Annotated in this window: 14 protein-coding genes; 12 read left to right on the top strand and 2 right to left on the bottom strand. The window is 45.4% G+C overall.

From position 1 onward, the window contains the following. The first annotated feature begins 32 nt into the window (after positions 1-32). The 7 genes from J2T19_RS21580 to J2T19_RS21550 all read left to right on the top strand — a co-directional run bounded on the left by J2T19_RS21580 (position 33) and on the right by J2T19_RS21550 (position 8,679). Positions 33-1,115 (top strand): hemolysin family protein, encoded by a 1,083-nt coding sequence (locus tag J2T19_RS21580; RefSeq protein ID WP_307219423.1) that lies wholly within the window; start codon positions 33-35, stop codon positions 1,113-1,115. A gap of 389 nt (positions 1,116-1,504) precedes the next feature. Beyond that, a complete protein-coding gene (locus J2T19_RS21575) occupies positions 1,505-2,455 on the top strand; it encodes a ring-cleaving dioxygenase (protein ID WP_239290755.1) in 951 nt (316 codons plus the stop codon). A gap of 8 nt (positions 2,456-2,463) precedes the next feature. Continuing rightward, positions 2,464-3,069, top strand: coding sequence for an alpha/beta hydrolase (locus tag J2T19_RS21570; RefSeq protein ID WP_307219472.1), 606 nt, complete (start codon positions 2,464-2,466; stop codon positions 3,067-3,069). Between the two features lie 221 nt (positions 3,070-3,290). Then, a complete protein-coding gene (locus tag J2T19_RS21565; RefSeq protein WP_307219420.1) occupies positions 3,291-5,582 on the top strand; it encodes a beta-glucosidase family protein in 2,292 nt (763 codons plus the stop codon). A 253-nt stretch (positions 5,583-5,835) separates the two neighbouring features. Further along, entirely contained in the window at positions 5,836-6,726 is an 891-nt protein-coding gene (locus tag J2T19_RS21560; RefSeq protein ID WP_307219418.1) for an alpha/beta fold hydrolase, read from the top strand. Between the two features lie 67 nt (positions 6,727-6,793). Next, entirely contained in the window at positions 6,794-8,080 is a 1,287-nt protein-coding gene (ilvA, locus tag J2T19_RS21555) for a threonine ammonia-lyase IlvA (RefSeq protein WP_307219416.1), read from the top strand. A gap of 14 nt (positions 8,081-8,094) precedes the next feature. Next, positions 8,095-8,679 (top strand): GNAT family N-acetyltransferase, encoded by a 585-nt coding sequence (locus tag J2T19_RS21550; protein ID WP_307219414.1) that lies wholly within the window; start codon positions 8,095-8,097, stop codon positions 8,677-8,679. A gap of 266 nt (positions 8,680-8,945) precedes the next feature. Here the strand turns inward: J2T19_RS21550 and J2T19_RS21545 are convergent, their stop codons facing one another. After that, entirely contained in the window at positions 8,946-9,941 is a 996-nt protein-coding gene (locus tag J2T19_RS21545; protein ID WP_307219412.1) for a hypothetical protein, read from the bottom strand. A 327-nt stretch (positions 9,942-10,268) separates the two neighbouring features. Between J2T19_RS21545 and J2T19_RS21540 the strand changes: the two genes are divergently transcribed. Both J2T19_RS21540 and J2T19_RS21535 read left to right on the top strand, forming a co-directional pair. Further along, on the top strand, positions 10,269-13,358 hold the full coding sequence (locus J2T19_RS21540) for a copper amine oxidase N-terminal domain-containing protein (protein WP_307219409.1): 3,090 nt from the start codon (positions 10,269-10,271) through the stop codon (positions 13,356-13,358). 200 nt (positions 13,359-13,558) lie between these two features. Next, entirely contained in the window at positions 13,559-14,470 is a 912-nt protein-coding gene (locus J2T19_RS21535) for an AraC family transcriptional regulator (RefSeq protein ID WP_307219407.1), read from the top strand. Between the two features lie 181 nt (positions 14,471-14,651). On the opposite strand, the gene J2T19_RS21530 is transcribed toward J2T19_RS21535, so the two are convergent. Next, a complete protein-coding gene (locus tag J2T19_RS21530) occupies positions 14,652-15,404 on the bottom strand; it encodes a DUF1129 family protein (protein ID WP_307219406.1) in 753 nt (250 codons plus the stop codon). Positions 15,405-15,831: 427 nt separating this feature from the next. On the opposite strand from J2T19_RS21530, the gene J2T19_RS21525 reads away from it, so the two are divergent. From J2T19_RS21525 to J2T19_RS21515, 3 genes are all read left to right on the top strand, one after another. After that, complete coding sequence (locus J2T19_RS21525; RefSeq protein WP_307219404.1) at positions 15,832-16,068, top strand: hypothetical protein; 237 nt, start codon at positions 15,832-15,834, stop codon at positions 16,066-16,068. Between the two features lie 313 nt (positions 16,069-16,381). Continuing rightward, positions 16,382-17,212 carry an alpha/beta hydrolase family protein gene (locus J2T19_RS21520; protein ID WP_307219402.1) on the top strand — a complete coding sequence of 277 codons (831 nt, stop codon included), beginning with the start codon at positions 16,382-16,384 and terminating at the stop codon, positions 17,210-17,212. Between the two features lie 92 nt (positions 17,213-17,304). Next, on the top strand, positions 17,305-18,090 hold the full coding sequence (locus J2T19_RS21515; RefSeq protein WP_307219400.1) for a DODA-type extradiol aromatic ring-opening family dioxygenase: 786 nt from the start codon (positions 17,305-17,307) through the stop codon (positions 18,088-18,090). Positions 18,091-18,243: the final 153 nt, after the last annotated feature.

Below are 18,243 nucleotides of genomic sequence, written 5' to 3'. Positions count from 1 at the left end.
TTGGAGGTGAATCCCTCATCTGAGGGAAATCATTGGACGGAATAATAGCCTTGAATTTATTTTTGGTCGCGGTATTTATCGGACTGACTGCATTCTTCGTAGGAGCCGAATTTGCAATTCTCAAAGTCCGAATGTCTCGAATAGATCAATTGATCTCTGAGGGAAATAAGAAAGCAGTACTTGCTAAGAAGGTCGCACATGATCTGGATTATTACCTCTCTGCCTGTCAGTTGGGGATTACGATTACAGCTCTCGTGTTAGGGGCATTAGGTGAACCTACCGTAGAGAAAATGTTACATCCGTTGTTTGACCGCTTAGAAGTACCAGCGGCTTTATCTACTGTGTTATCTTATGGTATTGCGCTTGCCATCATCACGTTCTTGCACGTTGTTATTGGTGAGTTGGCGCCTAAGACGCTTGCAATTCAATTTGCTGAGCGCATGACGCTGTTGTTAGCACCACCTTTGTACTGGTTTGGTAAGATCATGAACCCGTTCATCTACGCGCTTAATGGTGCTGCTCGTCTTCTGCTTGGTATCTTTGGAGTTAAGCCAGCAGGGCACGATACTGTTCACTCCGAGGAGGAGTTGAAGCTCATCGTGGCTCAGAGTTATGAGAGCGGAGAGATTAATCAGACTGAGCTCGACTATCTGAAAAATATCTTTGCTTTTGATGAACGTCTCCTACAAGAGATTATGATTCGTAGAGAAAAAATCGTTACGCTGGAAAAGGAAATGCCTATTGATCGCATGATCGAAGTTCTAAACCGGCATGAATATACACGTTATCCTGTTGTCGCAGGTGGAGATCAATCGCATTTTATCGGATTCATCAATACCAAAGAGATGCTGACAAGTGTGGCAGCAGGGCGAGAGTTCAACATGAACACCTTTGTTCATGACATGCCTAAATTCTCAGAGAAATCCCCAATTAAGGATGTTCTTATTCAGATGCAACAGAGTCGCGTTCATATTGCTGCCGTGCATAACGAGCAAGGCGAAACTGTCGGTATGGTTACGATGGAGGACATTCTGGAAGAAATCGTTGGCGATATCAAGGATGAGTACGAACACAAGGATCTGGTGAATCCACCAAAGAGATTGAAATTGGTATAACTGAAATTCAAAATGTAACTTCTTTAGAACCGGGTTATCCCGTAATGAAGAAATAGGGTAACTAAGACAGATTTCCGATTGCATCGGGAATCTGTCTTTTTGTTTTGGACAAATTAGAATAATGAAGATGCACAACACGTTTCAAGAAGGACATAAATCTTAAATTTAAAACAAATGCTTGCAATTTGGATGGGGATGGATTAATATAAATTTAAATAATCTTAAATTAAAGATAAATAACAAAAAGTAATGATGGACAGCAGTAAGAACAAGCAATAAAACGCGTAACAAGAAATGCAATAAGAACAAACTGCAATAAAACAGCAGTGAGAATAAATAACGACTTCAAAATCAAATGAACAACCAACAAAAATAAGGGAGTGGATGTTATGTTCAGAACTTCAGGAATTCACCATGTTACCGCTTTTGTAGACGATGCACAGAAAAATGTTGATTTTTACGCCGGTGTACTGGCACTGAGATTGGTGAAAAAAACAATTAACTTCGATGCACCCGATGTGTATCATCTGTATTACGGGAATGAAGGCGGAGCGCCTGGAACGATCATCACATTTTTCCCTCAGAAAGAAGCAAGAAGAGGCGTGATTGGTTCAGGTCAGACAGGGGTTACGGTCTATGCCATTCCGACAGGCAGTCTGCCATTCTGGAAAGAACGTCTTACTTCTTTTGATATCCCTTTTGAAAATAAAACACGGTTTGGCGAGCAGTACATTCGTTTCTTCGATAAAGGTGGTCTGCTGCTGGAATTGGTTGAACGTGAAGAAGGTCAGCCTAGTCAGTGGACATTTAATGGTGTGACGCCAGAGCATGCAATCAAAGGCTTCGGAGGTGCGGTATTATTCACTCATGTACCTGAGAAAACAATTGATGTGCTGGAAACGATGCTTGGTCTGGAGCAAGTCGGTGAAGAGGATGGAATCATCCGCTTACGTGCTACCGGAGATATCGGTCAACTCATCGACATTCAATCGACAGGAATCCAGCGCGGAATCGGTGGAGCTGGAACGGTACACCATATTGCATGGCGCGCTAAAGACTACACCGAGCATGAACAAGTACAGAAAGATCTGGAGCAAGCTGGTTATTATCCAACGCCGATCATTGACCGTCAGTACTTCAACGCCGTATATTTCAGAGAGCCGGGAGGTATATTGTTCGAGCTGGCTACCGATCCTCCAGGATTTGCACGGGACGAACCACAAGAGAGCATGGGTGAGAAATTAATGTTGCCTGAATGGTACGAACCACAACGTGAGCAGATTGAACAGATGTTGCCACCAATTCAAGTACGGGAATGGAAAGGAGATGCAAAATCATGATTAATACAATGAAACATATCTATAAAGCAGGCTCACAGCCTGATGCACCGACGTTGCTTCTGCTTCACGGAACAGGGGGTACAGAAAATGACCTGGTGGGATTGGCTGAGATGATTGCACCAGGGGCCGGTATTCTGGGGGTACGTGGAAATGTATCTGAGAACGGGATGCCTCGTTTCTTCCGCCGCTTGGCTGAAGGGGTATTCGATGAACCAGATCTGATCGCACGGACGGCAGAGCTTGGCGCGTTCATTGATGCAGCTTCTGTGAAATATGGCTTTGACCGCGCTAATGTTATTGCCCTTGGTTACTCCAATGGAGCAAACATTGCTGCAAGCCTAATCTTCCATCAGGCTGATGTATTCAAAGGGGCTATTTTGCATCATCCTATGGTGCCACTGCGCGGACTTGAGTTGCCTGATCTGAAAGGCTTGCCGGTATACATTGGTGCAGGAGAGAATGATCCCATCGTTCCTAAACGGGAAACGGAGGAGCTGGCGAGCTTGCTAAGCGAAGCTGGAGCAACAGTCCACATGCACTGGGAGCGTCAGGGACATCAGCTTACACGTACCGAGGCAGAAGCTGCGGCAGCATGGTTTGCGTCTCAAGCGTGAAGCTTTACGAGATGACGGATATTGAATTAGGAATAACAGTTCTATGAGAGCGATAGTTAGACAGCTTGATCTTTAGAGATCAGGCTGTTTTTCTTTTTTTAGACAAAAGAATACGCATCACCGTTATGTAAACGTTGCGAATGGGGTAAACATTTGAAAGTGCGTTACGAAACCATGTATGCTTTATCTTATATAACAGATCATGAACTGGAGGGGTTATTATGGAACGAAACATCAAAGAATTGGTACAGCGGATGACTTTGGAAGAAAAAGCGGGCATGTGCTCAGGTCTCGATTTCTGGCATCTGAAAGGGGTGGAGCGTCTCGGTATCCCATCCATCATGGTAACGGACGGCCCACACGGGTTACGTAAGCAGGATTCCAGTGCGGATCATCTGGGTCTGACGGCGAGTGTACCAGCAACGTGTTTCCCATCTGCGGCAGGGCTGGCAAGTTCATGGGACACTGAGTTAGCGCGTCAAGTCGGGGTTGCGCTTGGTGAAGAATGTCAGGCGGAAGACGTGGCGGTCCTGCTTGGCCCAGGTGTTAATATTAAACGTTCACCATTAGGTGGGCGTAACTTTGAATATTTTTCCGAAGATCCCTTGTTGTCCACACGTATGGCCACGGGTCATATTAAGGGAGTACAGAGTCAGGATGTAGGCACGTCATTGAAACATTTTGCTGTGAACAATCAGGAAGAGCGACGCATGTCGATTGATGCTGTTGTAGATGAACGAACGTTACGTGAGATTTATCTTGCGAGCTTTGAGGGTGCGGTGAAGGATGCTCAGCCGTGGACGGTAATGAACTCCTATAACAAGGTCAATGGAACCTATACAGGTGAGAATGAATGGTTGCTTACGGATATCCTCAAAGACGAATGGGGTCATGAAGGCATTGTTGTGTCAGACTGGGGTGCTGTGAACGAACGTGCGGATGCGCTGGCGGCAGGAATGGAACTGGAGATGCCGGCAAGCGGCGGAATTGGTGAACGTAAGGTCATTGATGCTGTAGAGAACGGTGAACTGTCTCTGGAGAAGCTGGATCGAGCAGTGGAGCGATTGCTTACACTGATCTTCAAAGCGGTGGATCATAAGCAGGAAAATGCAACATATGACAAAGAGGAGCATCATCAGCTTGCGCGGAAGGTCGCTTCGGAGAGTATGGTATTGCTGAAAAATGAGGAGGGCATCTTACCGCTACAACGCGAAGGTTCTGCTGCACTGATCGGTGCCTTTGCACGTAAACCTCGCTTTCAGGGAGGGGGAAGCTCTCATATTAATCCAACTCAAGTAGATGATATTGTGGATGAGATGACCCGTGTGGCAGGTGAAGCCGTGAAGCTCACCTATGCACCAGGGTACCGAATTGAAGCGGATGATGTGGACGAGTCATTGATGGCTGATGCAATTCAGACGGCTCAAGAGGCAGACACTGCCATTGTATTCGTAGGACTACCAGACCGTTATGAATCGGAGGGGTATGATCGCTCACATCTGCGCCTACCAGACAACCATATTCGCCTCATTGAAGAAGTGGCTAAGGTACAGCCTCGTGTCATTGTTGTCCTAAGCAACGGTTCACCTGTTGAAATGCCATGGTTGCCGAAGGTACAAGCTGTGCTTGAAGCGTATTTAGGTGGTCAAGCCGTTGGTGGTGCAATTGCTGATCTATTGTACGGTGAGGTGAACCCATCAGGTAAACTCGCAGAGACGTTCCCTGCGAAGCTCAGTCATAATCCGTCTTATCTTAATTTCCCGGGTGAAGGTGATCGGGTCGATTACCGCGAAGGGATTTTTGTAGGATACCGATATTATGACACCAAGCAGATTGATCCCTTGTTCCCTTTTGGATACGGTCTGAGTTATACGACGTTTGAATATGCTGATCTCACCGTGAATCGGACGGAATTGACGGATCAGAATGAGGTACAGGTAAGTGTTCGTGTAACCAACACGGGGGACAGAGCCGGTAAAGAAATCGTACAGCTCTACATCCATGATGTAGAGAGCACCGTCATTCGTCCAGCCAAGGAGTTGAAGGCATTCTCCAAAATTCAGCTGGAGCCAGGCGAGTCGAAGGTGATTGGCTTCACTCTGGATAAGCGCTCGTTCGCTTATTATAATGTGGACATGAAGGATTGGCATGTAGAGACGGGAGAGTTCGAGATTCAGGTCGGCAGTTCTTCCCGGGACATTCATTTACACACACGAGTGACCGTCGAATCGACGGCGACCTTTATCCCAACGTATACACGTAATAGTACACTTGGCGATATTCAGCGCGATCCTGCCAATAAGAAGCTACTGGAGCAGGCATTGAAGCAATTCCAGGAAGCAAGTGGCTTTGGCGGTGACGATGCTGGAGACCATGCAGATATGATGGATGCCATGATGAAATATATGCCGCTACGTGCTCTCGTTGCCTTTAGTGGCGGGGCTATGAGCGAAGAGGACATGAACGAACTGTTGGAAAAACTGAACAACAAGGATCATGGCATTCCAGCATAATCGTTGTTGTGGCAGCATGATATCCATGGATGAGTGGATGTATTATATGAATGTATCATAAGTTCGAACCCGATCCAATGATGGATCGGGTTCTCTTTCTTTTTATAATATGAGCTGGATAATTTAGAAAAGAGAAGAGAATGGTGAGCTGTGCTATGCTTGTCGTAAAGTGAAGAATATTTTATAATTAACTGATAATCATTTTCAATTAGATTCGATTCAGACGACTATATAGATAAACGGGAGGGGAAATATGGATCATCGTCCTAGCTTACATACGTTTGGTTCAAGTGCATATATTCAGACTCGTGATGGTCGCAAGCTGCATTATATGTCCAAGGGATCAGGCGAACTGACAGTGGTATTCGAATCTGGTATGGGGCTATCAAGATCTACCTGGGGCTTAGTTGCGCCAGTTATCGCTGAGCATGCACGCGCAGTCGTATATGATAGAGCAGGGGCGGGACGAAGTGAAGTAGATTCTGCTCCGCGCAGTCTGAACCGAATGGCAGAAGATTTGGGAGATTTGCTGTCTGCACTTGGAGCAGGCCCGTTCATTCTTGTTGGGCATAGCTGGGGCGGGCCAATTGTGCGAGCTGCTGCAGCTACTAATACATCCCAACTACGAGGGATTGTACTGGTTGACCCATCAGATGAACATTGCGAATTGTATTTCTCCAGCCTAGCTAAAAAAAGCTTTGCCTTGAATGGCTTCCTTATTCCCATCATGGCTCATACGGGCTTATATCGCTTGCTCGGAAGTAAGGCTGGAAAGGTTCAGCCTGATGATGTTGTAGCAGATCATCTCAAAGAAGATTTCACTGTACAGGCAGCAAAAACGATGCTTGCCGAAGGCAAAACGTTTCTGGATGATATGACAGCACTATTGTCACAACCACCAGTTCTAGGTGATCTTGAGGTCAGTGTGATCTCAGGTACGAAACCGGGCAAGGGAGAGGGAAAGATTAGACCTGCTCTCATTGCGGCGCATCGTCAGACTGTGAGCAAACTATCCAATGCAAGATGGATTGGCGCAGATCAGTCCGGTCATACGGTTATGTATACAGATCCACAGGTCATTACTGATGAAATTGTACGAATGATAAATAATGTGAGCTCAGGCGCAACAATAGAGCAAAAGTGATACAATAATAAAAAAAGAGAGCAGTGCCAGAGCATTGCAGCCAATATAAGTGGAGTGTGGAGATCAGATGAAACCAGTGGAACCAACGGGTACCATGAGTCCCGGGCATGTCGGTGTAGGCATGGAAGATATCGTACGCGCACATCATGTGCTGCGTGAAGTCATTGTACGGACACCTCTACAACGGGATGCTGTATTGTCGGCCAAATATAATTGTAATGTTTATTTAAAAAGGGAAGACCTTCAAGTCGTGCGTTCCTTCAAAATTCGGGGCGCTTATAACATGATTCGTAGCCTTACTCCAGCAGAGATGGAGAAAGGTATTGTCTGTGCAAGTGCGGGGAACCATGCGCAAGGTGTGGCTTTCTCATGTAATGCACTTGGAATCCACGGCAAAATCTTCATGCCTAGCACGACACCTAACCAAAAGGTAAAGCAGGTACGTCGCTTCGGAGGCAGCAATGTTGAGGTAGTACTGATTGGAGACACGTATGACGATGCCTATGCTGAAGCTATGCGTGCATGTGATGAACATGGGATGACGTTCATTCATCCGTTCGACCAGCCGAAGATTATTGCAGGCAACGGTACAGTGGCAATGGAGATTATGGAGAGCCTCGATGAAAATGCCGATTATGTATTCGTAACGATTGGCGGAGGCGGCCTGGCTGCTGGCGTTGGAACGTATATGAAGACAGTAAGTCCAGAAACACGTATTATCGGTGTTGAACCGCTTGGTGCTGCATCGATGAGTGAAGCCATGTTCCGCAAACAAGTGGTTACACTGGATGACATTGATAAATTTGTGGATGGTGCAGCCGTTAAACGGGTCGGTGATCTCACCTACAATATCTGTAGTGGAACGCTCGATGATATTGTGAAAGTCCCGGAAGGTAAGGCTTGTACAACCATCCTGGAGCTATACAATGAAAATGCAATTGTTGTTGAACCTGCCGGCTCACTCGCGGTTGCTGCATTGGATCAGTACCGAGAGCAGATCGCAGGAAAGACTGTAGTATGTGTCATTAGCGGCGGCAACAACGATATTGACCGGATGCAGGAGATCAAAGAACGTTCCCTGATCTATGAAGGATTGAAGTATTACTTCATGGTTAATTTCCCGCAACGTGCAGGAGCTCTGCGTGAATTCTTGGAAGAAGTCCTTGGCCCGGATGACGATATCACGCGGTTTGAATATACGAAGAAGCATGACAAAGAAAATGGACCAGCATTGGTGGGCATCGAACTGTTACACAAGGAAGATTACCACCCATTGATTGAACGCATGAACCGTAAAGGTATTGCTTATACGGAACTGAACAAAAATCTTAATCTGTTCAATATGTTAATCTGATGAATGATTCCAATATGTCGATCATTGCTGGTGAGCCGCGTTCTATGATCCGACCAGCACGCAAAGAGGATGTGGATCAGGTTATTCCGTTACTATACCAGGCCATTGGTGACATTGCTTATGCCTTGGCGGGTAAAGGTGAGCATGAGGAAGCGATGCGTATTCTGCGACAGTTCTTCGTGCAAGAGAATAATCGGATCAGCTATCGTAATGTGACGGTCATGGAACAAGATGAAGTCGTGGCAGGGATTCTAGTGGCCTATGACGGAAATGAAGCAGATCTGCTGGATGAGCCGATTCGGAATCGACCTGGGCGCAGTCAGGATGAGAAGTATGCTTTAGTCAAAGAGACACGTCCGGGTGAGTATTATCTGGATACGTTGTCCGTCAGCGAAGCATATCAGGGGCAGGGCATCGGGAGAGCGCTGATGGCTGCTTTTGAAGAGAAGGGGCGCACTCTTGGGCACAAGCAAGTATCCCTGATTGTAGAGCAAGATAATGGCCGTGCCTTGATGCTGTATGAACGACAGGGCTACGTCAAGGATGATGTGCTTATTATTGCAGGGCATGAGTACAGCCATATGGTTAAGCCGGTGTAGTAGTCAGACGAATGGGAGAGCGAATTATTATACTCTAGTTAAGCCAAATTAACCGTAATTAAAATGAATTATACATTTAAAATCAAAACTAAATTAAAACCAAATTAAACCGCGATAGGTCGAAGCCTGTCGCGGTTTTTTTGTGTACATTTAAGCTACACGGAGCATTGAAGTGGCGTTATAATTGGACAACAAAATTTAAGCTAGCTTGAATGGTAAAAGAGCGACAAGAAGTGCAGAAATCAAACTGAATAAGTCCTATCTACCTATCTGCTTATTCCCCGTAAGGAGTAAGTATAGTGACTAGAGTTGTTTGGTAATGGAACATTAATGTCCAGCCAGGCTTCAACAGCCGTCGTTTTCTCGTATTTTGCTTCACGCACCACATCCATGAAGGCGGCAAGCTTATCTAGAAAAGGACTATCTGTAGTCGCCAGTCGCTGAATGACAGCGGTGTACCCTTTCTGTGCGTTAGGCACCATTTTATTCGTCTCGTAATCAAATAACGGCGTGTTATTCAGTCCGTAGAAGGTATACATGGTATAGCTATCAAATAGGTTCTGCACTTGCTTCACCCGATTCGATGTTGGATGATGTTCTAGAAATAGCTCTTGATTACGAGCTCGAAGCAATATTTCCTGATACCCGATGAGTAGTCCACCGTCTTCTGCTGGGATCTTCTTAGTTTCGGCAGCCATTATATTCATGTAGCTCGAAATGTCAGGCTTCAAGTTAATATATTTTTGGAAGGCAGCGTAGTTCATGATGGGGTAAAGAGAACCTTCAATCATAACGAGTTTGTAACCGCTATCGCGTGCTTCTTTTAACAGGGTCTGTAGACTGGTATCCTGAGTACGCCCCATTAAACTCGTAAAAGTATCGTTCCATTGATAAATCTTCATCATCTTGTCCTGCACATTAGGAACGAGCATGCGGTCTGTCATCGTCGTTAATGACTTCAACCGAGCATTCTCTAATTGCAATACCATCAAGGTTAGATGGTGCGACGTTACTTGTGTGATTCGGTTCGTTAGATAGGCGTCTGCAGCGATTAAACCGTTCTTTTGCTTAAGCTTGGATTGAAATGTTGTATAGATTGCCTTAGAACTATTAGTCGTTACTTTGGCCTCAGTCTGAGATGAAGCGGCGGCAGCGATTCCTGTTGTGCTTGCCATTCCGGATTGAATCAACAGTGCTAGAGCTGTTGCTGTCATGATGAAACGCAATCCGTTACGTTTGGCAGATGGGTACGAAGGTATCATCTGTGTAAACCTCCCGTAGATTAGAAAAGTGTAAGTAGGTCGAAATCCAATAATTCCATTTGTTCTAACATAAACGATTTGAATGGAGATGTTGTTTCGGAATAGTGACAAAAAGTTCTGTTATTTTTAACCTTTGAGAGGTAGAAGGTGGAAGGGAATCTCTGTAAAAATATATTTTGGATGGGTGGAAACTTTTTCACTTGTCCAAACGTCATAGATGTACACAGGAAATTACAGGAATTAATTGTGATGAAATGAATACATTTTGCAGTTCACTAATGATAAGAATGGGGATATTGGGATATGAGGAAAGCGGGAGGAAATCAAGTGAAAAAGGTGATGTCAGCATTGGCGGTATCAGCTATGTTGATGTCAGCACTACCAACGTCGGTTATGGATGCTGCTGCAAGAATTAGCATTTATATCAATGATGCAGAGATATCTTCAGCTCAGGCACCTGTAATGAAGGCTGGGCGTGTACTGGTTCCACTAAGATCAATCTTCGAAGGATTGGATGCCAAAGTACAGTATACGAACAAAACGAAAACCATTAAGGCGACGCGGGGAGACCAGGAAGTTTCACTGACGCTGGGTTCCAAGGTTGCTTACATTAACGGAGAAGCCGTAGCACTGGATGTACCTGCCAATACGATTAAAGGAAGCACGATGGTTCCGATTCGATTTGTGAGCGAAGCATTTGGGGAAAAAGTATTCTGGAACTCCCGTATGCAGCGGGTAGATATTAAGAAAACGGAAGCACCTCCTGTAGACGATACACAATATTCAGCATGGAATATTTACGGTTCTGTATCCGGAAGTAATGGAGATGGGCGCGATCTGACCGTAAGTTTCACACGTCCAACCTCGGAAAGAGCTGTATCAGCCTATCGTGTCATGCTGGTCAAAACCCGTGATGTGAATGGCTTCAACGAGAGTTCGGCAACAGCCGTACCATCTGGAAACTATACATCCATAACACCGAATGGCAATAACCCTAAGTTGACACTCAACGCACAGACGCGAGATGTGAATGGGGATCTGTTGAACTCCAATGAAACCTATCGCTTGTATGTACTTACAGTAGGTAATAACAACAATAACTATAAAAATACACTCAGCTGGTCTTCTCAAACGTTGAAATTATCCGCAGTGAAGACAGCCGTTCAATCTGTGACTAGCTTGCGTGCAGCAGACATTAGTGATTACGGCGATGGACGCGATCTGGAGATTAACTTCACGCAACCGAGCAATACGTCGAACATTACGTATTATCGTGCATTTGTAGTGAAAGCGAAGGATGCTTCTTCGTTTAGTCTAGCCGCAGCGAACAAAGTGAGTAACTCCAATTCAACGATTATCTATAAAGCAAATACGCAGACGATGAAGAGTCAGTTCAGCTCATCCACGCGAGATACATCTGGAGAAATCATCAAAAATGGCACAGCCTACGTTGTCTACATTCTGTCCGTGAGCACCAATGCGGCAACAACAGACAATAAACTGTCCGCTGCGTCTGCATCATTAACACTGGGAGTTAACGCTACAACAGCTCCTGTCATTACACAGGTCAAAGATAACTCGGATTATGGAGATGGGCGCGATATTCAAGTGAGCTTCAACCGCTCATCGGATGAATCTAAGGTATCGAGCTACCGTATCTTTGTAGTGCGTAATGCGGTATCCAGCAGCTTTAACTTGACCACAGCCAATAATTTGTCATCTAACTTCTATTATACGGTGAACAAAACAGGCAATAACATTACGACAACGCTACCTTCTTCAATGAAGGATACGAGCGGTTATAATGTGACGAACCTACAGGATTATCGGATCTACGTGCTGGCTGTAGGTAACAATGGTGCAGCCAATATATTGTCTTCTTCCTCAGCCGTGCTGAGATTGACGAACAATGGGAATGCAGGGGCGGTAAGTAACCTGACGGTTGCCGATGTAAGTGATTATGGGGATAGTCGAGATCTACGTGTTTCGTTTACCAGAGCTACAGATGAATCCAGAGTATCATCGTACCGTGTGTTCGTTGTTCCTTCTGGTAATGTAGGCAGCTTTACGCTGAATGCAGCGAATGCGTCATCTTATTATCAACAAGTGAACAAAACAGGAGGTAATCAGACCTTCACACTTTCTTCTGGTCTAAGGGATGTCTATGGTACAACCATTAGAGAAGGTGTAAGCTACCGCGTGTTTGTTTTATCGGTAAGCAGCAGTGGGAACTCTAGCCAGAATTCACTGTCCGGTTATTCTCTACCGATTACACTTACTAAGAATACTGCGCTGACTGCACCAACTGGTGTTCAAGCAGCAGATGTTGCGGATAATGGAGACGGCAGGGACTTGCAAGTGACGTTCAGTAGATCCACGGATGAGACGAATTTAAGCCAATATCGCGTTTTTGTGGTAAGAGCGAATAGTAATTTCAATCTGGGAAATGCCAATGCACTGAGTGGTTCGTATTACAGAGCTGTTAGCAAAACAGGATCAAACCTAACGGTTAACTTCTTAAGAGATTCTAAGACAGTCGATGGTGACCCAATAATTAATGGTGTGGACTATAAAGTCTACGTACTGGCAGTGAGTAGTAACAACTCCATTGCTAATGTGTTGTCATCTCCATCAGGAACCATTAGATTGACGGACAACACAAGAGTTGGAGCCGTAACCATTACGGAGGTTAAAGTTAAAGATGTGGATCAAGCTAATGGGGATTTAACTGATGTTACTTTAACATATAGGGAACCAGATTCGAAAAAAGGGATTGGACGTTACGTAGTAATGGTTGCTCCGGCTGGAAGTGAATTGAGTGTCAGTATGGCGACGACAATTGCAAAATCAAACACTAAAAATTACGCGGAAATTAAAGGTAATCCTATTACACTTGGAAGTGACTTACTTGATGTCTATGGTCAGAAAATTGTGCCAGGAGACTCTTACACGTTGTACATCTTGTCCGAATCATCTGACAGCAAACTTGAGTCAAGCTTGGTTTCTAATTCATTGAAAATAAATGCAAAGAAACAGGCACCTGTTCAGGTTCCGGTTGAAAAAGCTACTATAGCAAATGCCGAAAATACCAGTACGGGAACTGCGAGCCTCAAGGTGAAGTTTACAGTGCCAGGAGCAGGGATTTCGGAGTATAAGTTTTTTGTTGTTAAAGACGGTGAGACATTCAATGAGACTTCAGCAGTGACCAGCTCTTTCAAAACCATAACTCCATCTGAGGCTACTTCGGGAGAAATTGTATTGGATAACAATACGATCGACTCCAAAGGAAATAAAATTGAACTTGGATCAGAATACACAGTGTATATCTTATCTGTGGCTAATAATTCGACAGCGAACCAAAACTCGCTCTCTGATCCATCGAATAAAGTTAAACTACAAGATCTGTCAGTACAATAGGATCTACACCAACGTTAGTTTCAATGATAAATATGTATTTAATCTAAAAAGGTACCAAAGAGAGACTTCCTTCTTTATTCTGAAGGGAGTTTTTTCGTTTTGGATCAGACCATCAGATTATGTCGCCAAATAGGTTCCTTAGGCTGGTTGTCGAGTCAGACAAACAAAGGGATAATAGGAGGAATAGGCACGAGAAGCACATGTCCGAAAGGAATGATGGAATGCTCGCATTTCGCTTGACTGGTTTGCCGGATTCCCGGTTGCCGCTGTATTTGTATTGCGTTGGAACACATGAAGAGAAGCCGCAGCTCAGACCTGATGGGTTTCCGGTGTATCAACTGTTTTTGTCACGCACTGGCATGGGGAAATTGAAGATTCCCGGTAAGGGAGATTGGTCAGTGAATGCTGGGCAAATGTTTGTGACCGAACCTGGGGTAGCTTATGAGCATATGCCTCATTCCAAATCTGGCTGGGAACTTGGGTATATCGGTATTGGAGGAGAGTCTGCTGGATCAGTGCTTCATGCCGTTGGGTTACTACCTTCGGAACCTCGGAATCTGAAGGATATGGAACAATTTTGGTCAAGAATGACGGATATCTGGCATGCACCAGATCAAGGACGCACAGATGGCTGGAACAACTCCGCCTTGATATATCAGCTTATTCTGGATATCGCACGTTGCTGGGTATCTCATGACGAAGCAGGCTCGGTAGAAGGGTGTCAAACCTCCATAATAACTGCAGAGAAGGAGAATGATCCGGGAAGTGGGGCATTTGCTCGTGCTATTGAGTTGATGCATGTACACTATCAGGAGGATCTGTTGTTGAAGCATGTTGCGGAAGCGGTAGGTTACTCTGTACAACATCTGAATCGTTTATTTCATCAGAAGCATGGGGTAACCGGGCATCAGTACATGCAGCGACTCAGATTGCAAAAAGCATCTCAATGGCTGCAAGATCACCCTCGATCTAGTGTTAAAGAAGCGGCTGAGATGATCGGCATGGAAGTGAATTATTTTATCCGTATGTTCAAACGTGAATTCGGGGAGACCCCCGGCAAGGAGCTCAAACAGCGCAATCAGTTGAAGGCTAATCAAGATAGTCACCACTAGAGGCGTGAGATAAACCTCGTAAACAATTTAGCCTGTTAAGGTTAAAAAGGTATCATTCGTCCTTTTATCTCATTACGGGTGACGATCCAAAATAGATAAACCAAAAAGGAGCCATTACGGCTCCTTTTCTTATCTGGACTACCATTACAATACCTTCCGGTATCCGGTTTACATTTGTGGCTTACCCCTTCTTTTGACCAAAGAGAGGGCGCAACAACGCCAGACCAACGATACCAATCACTAGACTAACCCACGGTGCGAGATTAAATACGGGCAAGCTATCACGGAGTGGGTATCCCACAAACAAGACAAGCACAACGACAGCAAGGTAGATAACGATCCCACGTAAATTGATTTTCGGTACAGCATTTCGATCCGCACCTTGATCATCTGGTCGCTCAGCTAGACGGCGTAGCATCTCTACAAGGGCAATACCACCTACCGCTGCCACGATGATCGAGAAAAGACTAATATGACTAAACGGCTCTATATCACCATCTGTCCAACCAATAATTAAACCAGCTCCGCCTTGAATCAGCAGGATAAAGGACACAGATGCCCAAGCAATCATCGCATACCATTTCGGCGTGCGTGGTTGTTTCTGTTGCTGTGGTTGTGTGCTATTCGTTTCAAGGCTCTTTGGCTGCTCGGAGGTTGCGTTATCTTCTTCCTCATCCAGACCAAGTCCGGTATGTACAGCCGCCTCTAAATCACTTCCATATAGCTCATGGGCAGAGCGTCCATCTTGTTGAGCCTGAACGATCTCTTTTCCCGCAGACAAAATCCATTCTTCCTGTGTTTTCTCATCTGCAGTAGTGCTTCTCGCAATGGTACTGATCTGGTTAAACAATTTCACGTTATCCGGTGTCATTCGACTCAATTCGGTCATTTGCCGATTCTGTATTTCTCTTAGCTTCTTATAGGAAATCCCCAATGCTTGCTCCCCCTGTCTAAACCCATTTCCGTTCCCACTGAAGTGGAAACCCTAACGGTATTTTAGTATACGGGAAGGGCTGTCTTTTCGCAAAGTCATTCCTTATAAAATAGCTGTTCATGGTTCTTCCATATCCAAATGCAGGCGAGAATAACACAGGTGCATAATAACACCAGCTTACCGTGAGCACGGATCCATTCTATACACTGTTCCATAACATTCAATCCTTTCGCCAGAAGGCACGAGGGAGGTGTGAGATGTAGCCATTTTTGTTATTTTCCCCATGGTTCAGTATTGCTATGCGTATGCATGTCTGATCTCTCGTCTCATATTATTGCGATTGTGTGAATTGTGAATAAAGGAAGCCTGATTCCACCACAATAGTAGCATTTCCAAACGAAAACCTAAGAATGGGAGTGTGAATACGATGAATCAGTCCAACAATGATCTAACGCGAAAACTACTGATGAACAGTAATTCCCGCGGTGTGATGGATGAGGTTGTTCCTTTGGAGCAACTAACGGAGGATACTGAGGTGTCAGATGAACTTACAGAAGGAAATGAGCAAGAGGGAAGCTTCTGGGAGAGTTCTAATTTTGCACGTGAGCACGAGTGGCAGGGACAGACGGAGACACATGCCATGTTCCGGCGAAGTTACGAGTAAACGCAGCATAGATGAATGAGCTTCATTTAGATCCGTGTGACTCCAGGGGGTTCCATCTCAGGCAAATCGGTTGCCTGGTTGGAGCCTCTTTTGTATGTGTACATTTGCGGCGTGCATGTCGATAAAATAACAATAAAGAGTGGCCGTTGTAGGCGCTATACTTTCCAATGAAAAGAGGACTGGGCTCAGGTTGACGTGGAGGTTCTGAGATGATAATATACTATTACAACTTTAATACACACTAAACTTATCGGATTTATATATAATTAAAAAGAGAACATATATAGTCAGGGAACGGAAAGGGGAAATCGGCATGGAGCGTCAGATCAGCATTCGCCATGGAGAGGAAGAATTAACAGCCACGATACATTATCCAGTGGTTAAGGACATTAAGGAGGCCAATCACCAACAGCGGGTTCCTCTGGCTGTCATCTGCCATGGTTTCGTGGGTAGTCGGATCGGGGTGGATCGTCTTTTTGTCAAAACTGCTCGTGAGCTGGCTGAGGATGGGTATCTGGTGCTGCGCTTCGATTATGTTGGCTGCGGGGAGAGCAGTGGCGAGTATGGGGCTGAAGGACTGGAGTCTATGATTGCTCAAACTCGCTCTGTACTGGACTATGCTGTGAATTGCAGTGATGTAGACCCAACCCGAGTGACTTTGATTGGTCATAGTTTAGGTGGTGCAGTGGCGCTGCTGACAGCTGTTCGTGATAAACGCGTTAAGAATCTTGTGATGTGGTCTTCGGTAGGTTATCCATTCAATGATATTGTGAAGATCACTGGACGGGAAGTGTACGATGAAGGTGTGAAGCACGGTGCGGCTGACTACCTAGGATATAAATTCACACCGAAATTCTTCGAGTCACTGGCAGAGCATCAACCATTTCAAGAGGCTGTCAAATTTGGCGGCGATGTGTTAGTCGTTCATGGAACGTCAGATGAGATCATTCCAGTTGACTACGCATTCTTATATCAAAAGGTATTCTGGATGCGCCAGGAAGGTCGCTGCGATAAGGAGATTATCTTCCAGGGAGACCACACTTTCTCTTCAGGTAAGGAGCGGGAACAACTGATTACCCGGACAAGAGAGTGGCTGGGTGAGCGTCAGAAGATCGAACAGGATTGGCAGCACTGGATGATCTAAGTCAAAAGTCACGGGGAGTAACTTGGAAAAGCGCCTCCTTCGGGGTAAAATAGAGAGGTAAACATCCTATCCGTGTCTGGAGGTTGGCAGCAATGACATTACCCGCACTATTCATTGCGCATGGTTCTCCCACTCTGGCGGTGGAGAGCAGTGACTACACTCAATTTTTGAACGAGCTTGGAGACAAGCTGCCGGCTCCAAAGGCCATCGTTGTATTTACTGCACACTGGGACTGTCCCGAGCCTTCGGTGACGATGGATGAGTCTCATCAGACCCTGCATGATTTTTACGGATACGCTCCAGCCATGTATGACATACATTACCCTGCAGCTGGGCAAACCGATGTTGCGAGCGAGATTTGTGCGTTATTCTCACGTAGCAACTTGCCTCATCGACCTGTTCGAGGACGCGGACTGGATCACGGCGTATGGGTGCCGCTGCTGCATATGTACCCCGAAGCCAACATTCCGGTTATTGCCTTATCGGTAGACTCGCTGCGTTCTCCACAAGAGCAGTATGATATTGGACGTATGCTGGAGCAGCTCAGGCATGATAACGTGCTGATCATCGGTAGTGGTGGAACGGTTCATAATCTGAGAATGCTGGCACAGGATGATGAGCCACAAGACTGGGCCTTAGAGTTCGATGACTGGCTTGGGGAGCGTCTAGAGCAGTGGAATACCAGAGAATTGTTTTTGTATGAAAAAAAGGCTCCTCATGCGCGGACGGCCGTTCCGTCCTATGGCATGGAACATCTAGCGCCATTGTTCTACGCAATGGGCACAGCAGATATGTCTCGCACAGCGAAGCGATTATTTCAATCGTATGCCTGCGGCACGTTAAGTTTGAATTGCTGGCAGTTTGGAGACGGCATATAACTCGGAACAGGTAAGAACAGGCTGGGTCGATCCAGACTTATGAAACGAAGCATACAACAAGATGATAAATTAGCAAAAAGGTTCCAGCAGTCAATGGGTTGACTGCATGGAACCTTTTTTTGATGTTATAGCTTTGAAATATTAAAATATATA

Source organism: Paenibacillus tundrae, assembly GCF_030812775.1.
Taxonomy (GTDB): domain Bacteria; phylum Bacillota; class Bacilli; order Paenibacillales; family Paenibacillaceae; genus Paenibacillus; species Paenibacillus tundrae_A.
This window is presented reverse-complemented; position numbering and strand designations above follow the sequence as displayed.

Excerpts from the sequence above, each read along its gene's own strand:
- J2T19_RS21550 (WP_307219414.1), top strand. The coding sequence starts at position 8,095 with ATGTCGATCATTGCTGGTGAGCCGCGTTCTATGATCCGACCAGCACGC.
- J2T19_RS21575 (WP_239290755.1), top strand. The coding sequence starts at position 1,505 with ATGTTCAGAACTTCAGGAATTCACCATGTTACCGCTTTTGTAGACGAT.
- J2T19_RS21515 (WP_307219400.1), top strand. The coding sequence starts at position 17,305 with ATGACATTACCCGCACTATTCATTGCGCATGGTTCTCCCACTCTGGCG.
- J2T19_RS21535 (WP_307219407.1), top strand. The coding sequence starts at position 13,559 with ATGTCCGAAAGGAATGATGGAATGCTCGCATTTCGCTTGACTGGTTTG.
- ilvA (WP_307219416.1), top strand. The coding sequence starts at position 6,794 with ATGAAACCAGTGGAACCAACGGGTACCATGAGTCCCGGGCATGTCGGT.
- J2T19_RS21560 (WP_307219418.1), top strand. The coding sequence starts at position 5,836 with ATGGATCATCGTCCTAGCTTACATACGTTTGGTTCAAGTGCATATATT.
- J2T19_RS21545 (WP_307219412.1), bottom strand. The coding sequence starts at position 9,941 with ATGATACCTTCGTACCCATCTGCCAAACGTAACGGATTGCGTTTCATC.
- J2T19_RS21570 (WP_307219472.1), top strand. The coding sequence starts at position 2,464 with ATGAAACATATCTATAAAGCAGGCTCACAGCCTGATGCACCGACGTTG.
- J2T19_RS21565 (WP_307219420.1), top strand. The coding sequence starts at position 3,291 with ATGGAACGAAACATCAAAGAATTGGTACAGCGGATGACTTTGGAAGAA.
- J2T19_RS21525 (WP_307219404.1), top strand. The coding sequence starts at position 15,832 with ATGAATCAGTCCAACAATGATCTAACGCGAAAACTACTGATGAACAGT.
- J2T19_RS21520 (WP_307219402.1), top strand. The coding sequence starts at position 16,382 with ATGGAGCGTCAGATCAGCATTCGCCATGGAGAGGAAGAATTAACAGCC.